Below are 14,471 nucleotides of genomic sequence, written 5' to 3'. Positions count from 1 at the left end.
CCTTTTATTAAAAAAGATATAACACAACATCAAATCAAGCGACTTATGACGACCTGGGTTGCTGTTGCGGTACTGTCCTCATTTTCCGCATCGGCGGCGAGTGAAGGCCAGGCCATAAATTTTTCTCGTGGGTTTATGAAGTTTTATGATAGCGGAATTGACCTCACGCAGTTCGACGGCAAAGACAAAATCCTGCCCGGGGACTATAAGCTGGAGGTCTACAGCAATCGTACAAAAATTGACGCATGGATGATCACATTCGTTGCGGCGCAAAACGAACAGGGGGTCAACGCCTGCCTGAAACCCGAAATGATCATCCGCTTTGACGTTGATACCTCAAAGCTGCCGGAGAACTGGAAGAACGCAGACTGCATTATCCTGCCGGCGTTAATTCCTGGCGCTACCGTGAAATACAACCAGGACGATGAACAGCTTGACGTCACCATTCCTCAGGCGATGCTGTTAAATACGCCGGTAGGGTATATCAGTCCGGAATTATGGGATGACGGTGTGCCTGCGTTAATGTCTTCCTACACCTTTAGCGCAACCAGCGCGCGCTATCGACCAGGGGAGGATAACTCTAATTACCTCTACGGTAACATGCACAACTCGTTGTCTTTAGGGGCGTGGCGTTTTACAACCTATGACAGCATGATGTCCGGCAGTGATACGAGTGAGTCTGGTATACAACATATTCAGGCTTATGCCGAACGCGCCATTGCGCCGATGAAGTCGACAATTGTGTTGGGCGATCTCAACACCACTGGTGATTTTTTCGATACCACGGCGCTACGGGGCGCGCGCCTGGCGACGGACGATCGGATGTTACCGGATTCCGTGCGTAATTACGCGCCTGTGGTGCGTGGGATTGCGAACAGCAACGCCACGGTTACTATCACGCAGGCGGGGAATACGATTTTCGAAAAAGTCGTCCCACCGGGCGAGTTTGTGATAAGCGATCTGTATGCCACCGGTTACAACGGCGACCTGGAGGTCACCGTCAAGGAAACCAATGGCGATGAAACGCATTTCTCCGTACCGTATTCCAGCGTCCCGCAGTTGCTGCGAGAAGGCTATTCACGCTACTCCGTGTCTGCCGGCGAGATCCGCGACACGTGGCTTTCCGAGGATCCGCAACTGCTGGAAGGGACCATCCAATATGGTCTGCTCAATAACCTCACGGGTTATCTCGGTGGGCAAAGCGCTTTCGACGGCGACTACGCTTCATTAATGGCAGGTTTAGCGGTGAATACCCGCCTCGGCGCGCTGGGTCTTGATGTAACACGGTCTTTTACTCACTTCGACGAGCAGCCGGAGACTCAGGATTGCGGTACGTTTTGCGATATGAGTCTGCGGATAAGTCTGGCGAAGAGCCTGCCGGATATCGGCACCAACTTCAGTTTGGTCGGCTACCGTTATTCGAGCAAAAATTACTACTCCTTGTCCGATGCGATAAGCCTTAAAAGAAGCCTTGATACGGGCGATACGGATTACTATCCATCACGCTATCGCGAGCGTCTTGAAGCCAACATCAATCAGACATTACCTCCCGGTTGGGGAAGTTTTTATGTGAGCGGATTTGTTGGCAACGTCTGGAATGATGAGTTAGGACAGAATGAAAAGTCCAACTTTGTCGTTGGGTATAACAACCAGTTTGGCAGAACGACCTGGGGTATCTCTTTTGGTCGCACGCATAGCGAAGATGGCGAACGTGAAGACACGGTTTACCTAAACGTCAGTCTGCCGCTCGGCAACCAGTACGACAGAAACGTGCGCCTCGGCGCTAACTTTAGCTATAACAGCGACGACGCGAATTTCCGAACCTCCCTAAATGGCTCTGCCGGCGAGCGTTCGCAGTTCGGTTTTGGCGGTTACTTCAGCCAGTCAAACCAGCCAGAAACCAACTTCGGTATGAACCTGTCCTATACGGGAGAAAGCGCTTCCGGCGGCGTGACCTACAGCCAGTCCAGAGACAGTTTCATGGCAGGCGTGAACTTCAACGGCGGAATGGTAGTGCATCAGGGCGGGGTTAACTTTGTGCCAATGCTCGCCGATACCATTGGTATAGTTGAAGCGAAAGGGGCTGAAGGATCGCATGTGTATCCGGACTCGAATGCAATCATTAAAGATAATGGATATGGGATTATCAGTTATCTGTCACCCTACAGATACAATGAAGTGTACGCCGATCCTAAAGGTACTCGCTTTGACGTAGAAGTCGATGATACGCGCCGTACAATTGTTCCTACCGCCGGGGCAGCCGTCCTCATAAAAATGGATGCGCAAAAGGATAAGCAAACTTTTGTCCATTTCGTATTGAATACGGGGGAGATTATTCCTTTTGGCGCGCCCATACTCAATGGCGAGGGGGATAATATTGGCATGGTTGGCCAGAATGGTCTTGCTATGGTTTCACTGCAAAAAGGGAAAAATACGCTTTTAATTAAATGGAAAAAACAAAAGCAGTCATTCCAGTGCCGGTCAAGTTATGACGTGACTGAAAAAGAACATAATGCTGATGAATCAGAGAGCGCTTTTAAAGCTGTCGATATTCATTGCGAAAAGGAAGAATTAACAAAATGAAACGGATTTTATCAGGGCTATTGATGTTAGCGGCGGGCATACTGTTTTCGGTCAGTAGTAATCAAGCTTATGCTGCGCTTTGTGAATTAACGTCACCGTTGGCGATGCTGAATATCACAGATGATATTACACTTAAGCCTGCAGAGAAGGGGGCTGCAGGTACTGTACTCTGGAGTAAAACCTTTTCGGTGCCGGATATTAGCTATAAGTGTAATAGCGCTACGCAGTCAACCTGGCATTCCTCTTATACGCGCAATTACATTACCTCGCAGATCGATAATGTCTATGTCACGGAAATTCCGGGTATCGGTATCCGCATGAAGTGGCCTACTCAAGCCGCTGACGCCTGGTTACCCGGTAACTCAGGAGCTGCGGTGACGTGTGCTGCCGGATGTTCGATAAAAAATAGCACGGTGCTGGTCGAGTTTGTTCAGACGGGTACGCTCAATGCTGGGGAGAGTTATATTCCGGCAGGAAGCGTTGCAGAGGCCTCGGTTATTCCGACAGCAGATTCCAGCGATAAATTATCCATTTTATCAATTAATTTTGGCACGGCGATTAAAGTTAAACCCTATTCGTGCACTCTTTATCCATCAACAAATTATATCGATCTGGGAACCTATAGTCTGGCTGATTTTGTTAAAGATAATTCGAAGCAAGGGGATAAAAAAGAGTTCACTATTACTGTGACCTGCCCCGAACCCGCAAACGTCAAGCTGCAGTTTGACACAGTGATTAACCCACAGTTCGCTTCTCTCACAGGGGTACTGGGTGTTGAGACAGGCGAGGGATACGCGAAAAATTTTGCGATACGTCTTTATGAAAAAAGCCGTTACAGCTCTACTGCGCTAACGCTTGGACAAGCTAAAGAGTACCCGGTCACATCAATGCGGACCAATACCTATCAGGCACAAATATATGTGCCGGCCGACATCCAGCGCGATTCGCAGCTGACAGCCGGAAAAGTTGTGGGCGTTGTTGTATACACAATGATTAATTAAATATAAATATCAGGGAATGATGTGATGATATATTCACGATTTTTATTAAAACAGATGGTTTTAATTGTGCCACTTTTACAAGTGGCACATGCCGCTATGCTTCCCGGTCAGCAAAATAAGCAAGAACTGGACAGACTCGAAAGACAAAGTAATCAGTTTTTAATTGAAGAGGCGAAACGTACAGAAGCGCTTTTGCAAAAACAAAGAGCGCTGCGCGGTAGCGAAGAAGAAGGCGGGCTGCCGGCTGATTCACAGTGGAAATTTAAAGTCGATAAAATTGTCATTCTGGATGACGATCGGTTCGACAGCTCGCCGCAACGAGAAGAAATCGTTCAGCGCTATGTGGGAAAGGAACTGGGAAAAGCCGAAATTTTTTCGTTGGTCAAAGAACTGACGGATTTTTATATTGCTCGTGGCTATGCTACAACCCTTATAAGTATTGAACCTGGCAATATTAAAAGCGGCTCGTTAACGCTTCGTGTACTGTGGGGAAAGATTAACGATTTTAAAGTGAACGGTCAAGAACCTTCATTTCGTGAACACACGCGTTTATTTACCGCCTATCCCTTTGCCAAAGGGAAGGTCCTCAATATGCAGGATATTGACCAGAGTGTGGAAAATTTATTACGCGTATCGGATGCTGACAATATTCATGTTCAGCCCTCGGTGATAAATGGCTATTCCGATCTCAATTTACTGCATCAGCCATCATTTCCGGTATCTCTCACCGCAGGTCTCAATAACTCGGGCACTCAGGCGGAGGGCTGGCAGCAATACTATGGCAGTTTTACCGGTAAAAATATTGCCGGGCTAAATGATATTTTTAATGCTTATTACTCCTGGAACAACCTTAATAATCCGGATGACAAACAGGACTCCTGGTCTTTTAGCTATGGTGTCCCATTGGGATACTGGGGATTTGATGCGAATTACTATAAATCCCAATACACTAAAAGCATTGATGGTGGGTACGACATTTATGAATCAGATGGAAACTCAGAACGCGCGTCACTGCGTATAAGCCGTATGCTTATGCGTGGTGCAACCGGTAAAACAAGCGCGTGGATGAAAGTTGAGCGCCGTGATAACTACAATGGAATTGAACATTCGCAAATCGATGTCAGTTCAAAAAAATACACCTCGCTTGCTTCTGGCCTGACGTACGTCGGCGCGCTGGGCGGGGGGTGGGTCTATGGTGATATTGGCGTAACGGCTGGGGTTCCATGGTTTGGTTCGGCCTGGAAAGGCGATCCGGACCTGGAGGGTTTTGACCTCAATTATATTAAATATAACGGCATTGTCAGCTGGACTCGCCCTCTTTATAAAGTGGGAAGGCTGGGGGTTACGTATGAATTAAACAGTGGCTTCCAGTATTCGCCAGATGTGCTGGTGAGTGACGCAAAAGTCACAATTGGCGATGAATATACGGTTCGGGGCTTCAAAGACGATAATGTAATGAGCGATAGCGGAGCATGGATCGCAAATACTCTGCAATTCCCTTTTGATGTGGGTGTGGCTGGTGTTTATCAGTTGACGCCTTATATGGGCTACGATCTCGGATTTACTAAAGATAATTGTCCCGAGGGTGTCGATGCGTGTGATGGGCAGTTCATGATGGGCGCGTCAGTAGGTATCAAAGCAAGCGGTAAATATTTCTCCTCCTATGTTATGGCAGGTTGGCCCATCAGAAAACCAGATTCAATGGATGAACAGACTGTAGATGATGCAGTTGTCTATTACAAAACGGAAATTACTTTTTAATTTAGGGACACATTATGAATCGACAAAATGTTAAAGCTGAGAAGTTGAATGCCAGCAACTTGCATAAAAAACTTGGCCCATTATATCTGTCATTGGCGAGTATTTTATCGCCTGCCGTTGAAGCAGCCACCACACCGGACAATCGTCAATCAAACGGTCCCACGATGGGCCAGACGGCGAATGGCACGCCGTTGATTAATATCGCTAACCCTAATGCGAAGGGCGTTTCATTAAATAAATTCACTGAATTTAACGTTGACCAGAAAGGCGTTGTCTTTAATAACAGCATGCAAGAAGGCGTGACCAAAATTGGAGGTTACGCGGTTAAAAATGGTCAACTGCAGCAGGAAGCCAGTGCGATTATCAGCGAAGTCACAGGTGCGAAGGCCTCGTATATTAATGGCACGATGGAAGTTTTCGGTAAAAAAGCCGACATTATTATTGCGAACGAAAATGGTATTAGCGTCAACGGCGCGACGACCATTAACGCCAATAGTCTGACCCTCAGCACCGGTAAAGTACAGGCAAATCAGGACGGTACTTATAAACTTGCCGTCGATAAGGGAAACATCACCGTCACCGGGCAGGGTATTAACACTGAAGGCTTAAGCTATTTTGATATCGTCAGCCGCAGCGCCCAGCTTGAAGGCGAAATCGCCGGTAAGGCAGACCTGAAGGTTTTGGCCGGACAGAACGACTATGAGCTTGCCAGCCGTAGCCATACCGTTCGTAGCCAGGGCGATGGGCAGGGGCCTGCTGTTGCTATCGATGGTAGCGCGCTGGGTTCCATGTACGGCGGTAAAATTCAGTTAATCAGCACCGAATCTGGCGCGGGTGTGCGCCACGCAGGTGGTATTATTTCCAGCGGTGATTTAGAGATTAGCGCCGACGGGGATATCACGCTGGCCAGTCTGCACAGCGATAAAAATATTACGCTAAACGGCAATAATATTGCGACCACCAAATCCAGCAATAGCGCGATGGGCGTTGAAGCGCAAAATGACATTGTGTTTAATGCGCTTGCTGGCGTTACCCTCAATAACGATGTGATTTCCTCTGCGGGTAAGATCCGTATTGACGCCAGTTCGCTGGTGCAAAATGCCGCCTCGCTGATTACCAACGCGACGGCGACGACCTCTGTACCAGCCATCCAGATCAACGTTGCCGGACAATATACGCTGAATGGCAAACTCCAGGCGCTGGATGCAAATGGCAATATCATCAGCAATGGCGTTGTGACGCTGAAAAAGGGTGACTTCGTCGTCCTGGTGGACGGCAAGGAAGTCGCGTTCAGCTCACTGGTATCGGATGTTCAGGTTATCAGCCACAGCGGAGATATTCAGATTACCGCTGGCAGTATGACCAATAACGGCGGCTCTGTACTGGCGAAAAAAGGCACTTTGCAGGTTAATCTGACTGGCGCGTTTGAAAGCAGCGGTGCTGTTAACGCCAGCGGCAATATCGTTATCGCTTCCGGATCGGCGAAAAATAATGGCGTGATCTATGCGTCTGGCACCCAGACGCTCACCGTTGGCGACCTGGATAACAGCGGCCGAATCTTTGCCGATAAAAAACTGGTGATGAATGCCAGCGCCCTCAATAACAAAGGGGTAATCGGCGTCACGCAAGGGGAAATGCAGCTTGCCAGCCGCGGAAGCCTTATCAATAGCGGTACGATCAGTAGCGACGATGCAACCATCGATGTAAGTGCTGAAGGTGATATCGACAACAGCGGCAATATCATCAGCAATAAAAATGACGTTACCGTCACTGCGAAAGGCAAGTCGCTGAAAAATACCGGCGCCATTGAAGGCCGCAGTATCGCGCTAACGACTTCTGATGCAGATGCCACTCTTGAAAACCGTGGCACCGTGAATGCTAAACAGAAAGTTCAGGTGAAGACCGCGAAGCTAAGCAATACTGGCGGTACGCTCAGTTCGTCGGGCGATATGGAATTGAAGGTGAGCAAGCAGCTCGCCAACACCAGCGGCGGTGAAATCCTGGCGGCGGGTAAACTGTCACTGGATGGCGAAAACGTAACGACAGTAGTGAATGACGATGCCGGTTGGATCCAGGGCAAGTCCGTTTCGTTGACCAATCTTGCGTCGCTGTCGAATACCCAGGATGGGGTTATCTTAGCCACGGAAGATCTTACGCTTACCGGTATTAATACGCTGACGAATGACGCATCGACAATTCAGGCGACGACGCTCCTGCTCGATCAGATTGATACGCTTAATAACGTCAATACCGGGACAATCTACAGCGGTGATAGCCTGCAATTGTCGAATATTGAATCCCTTAAAAACGATAATTCCCAGCTGATTGCCGAAGGCGCTCTTTCACTCAGCCATCTGTCCGACATTTCAAACCAGAATGGCGCGGTGGTGGTCAGTGGCACGCAGCTTGCCATCAACAATGTTGATTCATTAACCAACAGCGGTGGCGCGGTGATTCAGGCAGGTGGCGCGCTTAACATAACTTCCGTTGATACGCTGAATAACGCTTCCGACGCTTCCATTGTGGCGTCAGGCGATATGACGTTTGACGGCGTTCGGGAACTGACTAACCAGGCTGTCATCCTTAGCAACAGTGCGATCACCCTGCAAAATGGCGATACGCTTAAAAATGAAGGCGTTGTACAGGCCGGAACCGATCTGATTATCCGTAATATCAGAAACCTGATTAACCAGGGGAGCGACCATGTGTTAATGGCCTTGCGTAACCTGACGATTGAAGATGTGGATGCCCTGACCAACGCCGACCAGGCCGTGATTACAGCAAGTATGCATACTGTACTCACTGCGATCGGTCTGCTGACGAATCTGTCAGGTTCCTTGATTCAGGCGGTTGACGGTACGCTGACTATCGCCGCGGATACCTTGACCAACAGCGGCGGCACGGGGGAATACGCATCAACTCTGGTCGCGGGCGGCGACCTGACTATCGATGCTAATAATCTGACGAATGATGATGGCGGCGCTATTGTCTCGTCTGATAATAACCTGACGCTGAATATTGCGCAGGTTTTAAATAACACAAATTCGGCGGTAATCGTCGGTGGCCGAACCACTACGCTGAACGTGACGAACGGTGATATTAACAACAGCGCTGATTCGCTTATCGCCGGTTATGATATTAACGTCAACGCCAGGGCTATGGCGAATGATGACAACTCGTCTATTGTTGCCGATCGCGATCTGACGCTCAAACTGGCCAGCCTGAATAATACCTCTGGTATTCTGGAAGCCGGGCGGATTTTGTCTCTTGATCTCGACGCCAGTTTGACCCTTGACAATCTCAGTAAAAACATTCGGGCAGGAAGTGAGCTAAACATTTCGACGCAGGGTGATTTTACGAACAATGCCATGCTGGAAATCATCGGCGATATGAACGTGGACGCCGAAGGCGACTTCGTCAATAACATGTCCATCGTCACCGGCGGTGATTTAGATATTAATGCGAAGAATGTGACTAATGGCGCGCAAAGTCTGCTGTGGACAATGGGCGATTTGAGTCTTGAAGCGCGCAACGGACAGTTTATCAATGCCGTTGGCGGCAACGTGCTTAGCATGGGTGATTTGTCGATTATCGCGAAAGAAATCTGGAACCAGGCGGGGATAATCCGGTCAGAAAAAAATATTTATCTGGATGCTGAAGTCATTACCAATGAAAGCACCTACAGCGGTGATGAAATTTCAGTCACTGGTGCGCAGATTGCGACTGTATCGTATGAGACGATCGAACATGCATTGACGAAATCTTTTACGCATATTGGGTTAGATATGCCGACCGTCACATCCGGCCTGCAGCTGGAAAACCAGGCGGAGATCAGCGCAGGTGGCAATATCAATATCAACCAGCGTGATATTTACGATACCCACGATGTGTTTAATACCGGTGGTCTGATACAGGCGGCGAAAGATATCACCATCACAGGTAACGTCTATAACTCGCCGCGCTATGGCGAACTCACGCTTTACGATTACTTGCAACTTCCGCTCAGCAAGCAAGGATCCCTTACCTATCGCTGGGAGCTTGCATCAGAGCACCAGTCAAGCTGGGAATTCGATACGCTTTATCAATTCCTTGACTTTGAATTCGGCGGGGGCAGTGCGGCAAACAAAATTGACTCAAAAGGGGGCGGCACTGATGCGGAAAAAGAGCTCTGGTTTAACGCAGTAGTGATGTTAGGTAATCAATCAACATTATTTAACAGCATGATGATCCGAATTTTCGGCGAAAACTGGCAAACGTCTAATTATAACAAATTGTGTAATATTTGGGCGCAACAAACCGCATCAGACAATGCAGGGCTGAAGGCCAATAAAACCTATTATGTGCCGCAGGAAAAAGGCGAAATTACCGCTGGCGGCAACTTCACGCAGAATGGTGGGGTGCTGGATAATGGTATTGCCGGGGCAGGGGTGATTAACGCCAACGCCAATATCAGCGATATTGATGTAGGTGATTATACCGTTGACACCGTTATTGCGGGCTATGATGTTAAAGTCAATACCAAAACTATTGATGAGCTGTCCATGGGTATCAGCCCCATGCCGACCATCAAAGATATGATCTCGATCCCGGGAATGTTTGAAATTTCCACCGATTTCAAGAAAACCACAGAAGCGGCGAAAAATGGCGAGGATTATCCGGGACCCGCTAATAATATCGTGCCGATTTTTGAAACCCGTCCATCAATGATAGACCAGAGCGGTTATACCGGATCGGACTATTTCTTTGATCAGGTGGGTTACGATCCGCAACAACCGGTCAATGTGATCGGCGACAATTATTTTACCTCTGAGCTGATTCGCCGCGAAATTTCCGCTTCGGTTGGCAGCTTCTTCTCAATTCGCGACGGCCTGGAGGGCGATGCGCTTGTCCAGGCATTAATGGATAACGCAGGTGAAGCGGCGAAGGATAGCGAGCTTGGCCTGGTGGTTGGCGAACCGTTGTCTCAGGAGCAGCGTAACAATCTGGATAAAGATATCGTCTGGTTTGTTAACCAAAATGTAAACGGTGTGGATGTATTGGTTCCGGTTGTTTATCTTTGCCCGGAAACGCTGCGTCAGATGGAAAGCGGCGACGTTAACGGCGGCAGCGCGACAATCCATGCTGGTAATGACATGAACGTTGATGCCAGTGAAATCAACAATATGAATGGCTCAATTTCGTCTGGCGGCGACATGACGCTGGTCTCTGACGGCGATATTAATAACGTCAGTAACGGTATGAACTCCGGTATTTCCGCGGGTGGCGATATGAGCATGACGACCACCAATGGCGATATCAACAATAATGGCGCGGCTATCAGTGCCGACGGTGATATTGCGATGAGCGCTGAAAATGGCGATATCACCATGACGGCAAGCGTGGGTCGGGGTGAAGATGGCAAGCAGATTATTCATGCCTACGACGATGGCGTGACTGCTGGCGGTAGCATCAGCATGGAAGCGAAATCAATCACCTCAAACGCGTCAGATATTACCGCGGGTCAGGATGTCAATATGAAGGCCACAGAGGGGGACGTGACCTTCAACGACCTGCATGAAATTGATGCGACCCGCACCATTGATAACGATGTGCAAAATGCCTTTAATTTCTCGTTATCAGATACCTCCACCACGACGGGCACCGCTATTGGCAGTAATGTGTCGGCTGGCGGGAATATGAACATTGAGGCTAAAAATGATGTTGTGATGGAAGGCGGCACCTATTCTGCGCAGACCGGCTCGATCTCGGCAGAAAACAATGTCACGATTAAAACCTCAGAGGATGTCTCTCATTCGGAAGAGCACACCTCCAGCCGCGAATTCCGTATGGGGGCTGGGGTCAGCGGTGGTGGTCAGACTGTGGAAACGGATTATGGCACGATGTCGGGTGGGTCTAATACAACCACGACAGGCGATTACGTTAGTGCCGGTTCACAATCCGATACGTCGGCTATCGGTAAAAAGCCTGGACGCGCGCCGGTAAACGATACCGCGGGTTTCAGTCTCGAATTTAATTCTCAAAGTGATTCTACCGTTACTGACAGTAAAAAGAATACGAATGCCTCAATCAGTTTTGCCGAGTCGGGATCGATCAACGCCAATAAAACCGTGGATATCGGTGGGGCTGACCTGAGCGCGGGCGACTCTCTGAGTATTAATGCAGAAGATGTCACCAGCACTAAATACCTCGATGAAGAGAAGACCACCACCACGCATAAAGAGATGAATTTTGGTATTTCTGGCGAAGCGCACAGTACCCTTGCCGATTCTGCCGATAAAGCCGGTAACCTGGTCGAGAAATCGCAGGATGGCCAGGAGCTTAATGCGGGGACCACAGCCGCAGAAGTGCTTGGCGATGCGTCGAATTTGTTACTTAACGATATTGCGGGCGCGTCCATAACGATTGGCGGCGGTTCGAAGAAATCGACATCCACTACCGAAACGACATCGGAAAATATCACCAACATTAATGCGAAAAATATCTCTATCAATACTAAAAAAGACACCACCCTCAATGGTGTCGATATTAAGGGCGAGGAGGTAGAAATTAACGCCGGTGGCGACGTGTCGATGAATGCGGCGAAATCGACTTCCAGCTATTCCAACTCCAGCGAAGAACATTCTGGAGGGGTCACGGCAGGCGTTGGTGTGGATCTGACCGGAATCAGCGGCGGTGCGTCCGTTGACTACAGCGGTAATAAAGAAAATGGTTCCGGTGATTCAACCACCTACACCAACAGCACTATTACCGCCGATAACGTGAAGATCAAAACCGGCGGCGATATGTCCATGACCGGGGCAAATATCGAGGCCAATACCGCGGATGTCGACGTGGCAGGGGATCTGGATATTACCTCCGTCCAGGATACGGTTCATACCGAAAATGCCCGACAGAACTGGGGAGCGTCGGTGGGTGTCGCCGTATCGGGTAAAGGGGTTACGCCTACCGCTGCGGTAAACGCGGGTGGTGGCTCCGAGGCGCATGACGCAGCGACCACGGCAAAACAATCCGGCATTCACACGAATGGCGAAGTGAATGTGAAAACCGGCGGCGACCTGAACATGACAGGGGCGAATATTGTCTCTGAAGAGGGTACCGGCTCCGTGAATGTGGCTGGCGACATTAACGCCCGGACCCTCGAAGACAGTGTGGAACAGGATGGTCTGTACGGTGGCGGTGGTGTGGGTATCGGTGGCGTGCCGGGCAAGAAAGGCGGCGTGCCATCGGCAAACCTTTATGTTGATACGGTTGATGAAATTCATCGTGATTAAACGCAAAAATCGACCATTTCCGTTGGTGATATCACCAGTAAAGGCACGACCGGCGAGATCAATACCAATAAAGACGAAATGTCTGTCGTCACGCGTGATGAGAAGGAAGCGGGCAACAATATCTCCTTTACGCTGGCCGATCCGGGCATCGGTAAGAAAAATAAAGGCAGCTATGACCTTGATACGCCAGATGCGCCTAAGAACAAAGGCAACGGTAGCACCGGCGAGAAAAAGACAGATTTCACTCCGGGCAAACCGCCGCGTAGCGAAGACGTTCCGGCCGTCACGCCGCAGAAGTCAGAGGATCTGAAACCGGCGCCGAAACCGGCAGACAGCGAAACGAAGACGGACACCACGCCGTCGCAGACCGCGCACAGTGAAGACGTTCCGGCCGTCACGCCGCAGAAGTCAGAGGATCTGAAACCGGCGCCGAAACCGGCAGACAGCGAAACGAAGACGGACACCACGCCGTCGCAGACCGCGCACAGTGAAGACGTTCCGGCCGTCACGCCGCAGAAGGCAGACGATCTGAAACCGGCGCCGAAACCGGCAGACAGCGAAACGAAATCGGACACCACGCCGACGCCAGCCGCGGCTGATACTACGACGCCGACTAAGAAATGGCCTGTTCCGAATACGAACTACCCGACGCTGTCTCCAGGTTCCGCAACCGGCAAAACCGGAATGGACACGCCGAAGACGCCGAAGCACAAGCAGTGGAACGGTGACATGACCAACGGCGTGGCGCCATCTTCCGGCAACGGCGACAGCGCGAAGCTATCACCGGGATCGTCTACCGGTCAGACCGGTATGGACATGCCGAAAACACCGGAGCACAAGCAGTGGAACGGTGACATGACCAACGGCGTGGCGCCGTCTTCCGGCAACGGCGACAGCGCGAAGCTATCACCGGGATCGTCTACCGGTCAGACCGGTATGGACATGCCGAAAACACCGGAGCACAAGCAGGCGAACGGTGACATGACCAACGGCGTGGCGCCGTCTTCCGGCAACGGCGACAGTGCGAAGCTGTCCCCGGGATCGTCTACCGGTCAGACCGGGATGGACATGCCGAAAACGCCGGAGCACAAGCAGTGGAACGGTGACATGACCAACGGCGTGGCACCGTCTTCCGGCAACGGTGACAGCGCGAAGCTGTCCCCGGGATCGTCTACCGGTCAGACCGGGATGGACATGCCGAAAACGCCGGAGCACAAGCAGGCGAACGGTGACATGACCAACGGCGTGGCGCCGTCTTCTGGTGATGGCAGTGACGTGAAGCTTTCTCCTGGGTCTGCAACCGGTCAGACGGGTATGGACATGCCGAAAACGCCGGAACACAAGCAGTGGAATGGCGACATGAGCATGTCCGGCGTTACGCGCCAGAGCGACATGCCGCGCTGGGTACCTCTGATGCGTGAAACCACCATCGACGCCTACGCAACTGTCATCATTCAATTTGATCACTCGCTCTTGAGCTAAGTCGTCCCTTTCCCCGCCATATCGTCTGGCGGGAATTTACACATTACCCCCTTAGGCCGTCTGTATTTACAGATGGCCTTTTTTTTGCGCGATTAATGCGTAACGGCTTCAGGGAAATGGATGGTTTTTTAATGATGGCAATAGCATATTTGTGATCACCATTGCAAAATGAATATTAATTCATATTCAAAAAATGCAGTTCATATCACGTAATTACGGTTGCTTTTTAATTTTTTGTTTTTATCTCATTGTTTTTATTTGTTTTTATCAAACGCGCTTCTTTTTCGCCCTGACGTTGACCCCTGTTGCTTTCATTTTATCGCGCGCGTATTTTATTTTCAGCGCAACATTGTACCCTAAAAATAAAATAAGG

The 14,471-nt window shown here is 49.9% G+C and carries 5 protein-coding genes; all 5 read left to right on the top strand.

The window, feature by feature from the left end:
* Window positions 1-135: 135 nt before the first annotated feature.
* The 5 genes from HVX72_RS17940 (at window position 136) to HVX72_RS22260 (ending at window position 14,098) form a co-directional block, all read left to right on the top strand.
* Complete coding sequence (locus tag HVX72_RS17940; RefSeq protein WP_233459142.1) at window positions 136-2,583, top strand: fimbria/pilus outer membrane usher protein; 2,448 nt, start codon at window positions 136-138, stop codon at window positions 2,581-2,583.
* Entirely contained in the window at window positions 2,580-3,584 is a 1,005-nt protein-coding gene (locus tag HVX72_RS17935) for a fimbrial protein (RefSeq protein ID WP_181822030.1), read from the top strand. Before HVX72_RS17940 ends, HVX72_RS17935 begins: the two co-directional genes overlap by 4 nt.
* Window positions 3,585-3,608: 24 nt before the next feature.
* Entirely contained in the window at window positions 3,609-5,345 is a 1,737-nt protein-coding gene (locus HVX72_RS17930) for a ShlB/FhaC/HecB family hemolysin secretion/activation protein (RefSeq protein WP_181823287.1), read from the top strand.
* Window positions 5,346-5,359: 14 nt separating this feature from the next.
* Window positions 5,360-12,616, top strand: a complete 7,257-nt coding sequence (locus HVX72_RS17925; protein WP_233459143.1) for a hemagglutinin repeat-containing protein — start codon at window positions 5,360-5,362, stop codon at window positions 12,614-12,616.
* 78 nt (window positions 12,617-12,694) lie between these two features.
* A complete protein-coding gene (locus HVX72_RS22260) occupies window positions 12,695-14,098 on the top strand; it encodes a hypothetical protein (RefSeq protein ID WP_233459144.1) in 1,404 nt (467 codons plus the stop codon).
* The last annotated feature ends 373 nt before the right edge of the window (window positions 14,099-14,471 follow it).

Origin of the sequence: Citrobacter sp. RHB21-C05 (assembly GCF_013889015.1) — a bacterium.
Taxonomy (GTDB): domain Bacteria; phylum Pseudomonadota; class Gammaproteobacteria; order Enterobacterales; family Enterobacteriaceae; genus Citrobacter_A; species Citrobacter_A sedlakii.
Note: the sequence above shows the minus strand (reverse complement) of the source record. Positions and strands in the feature narration are given on the sequence as shown.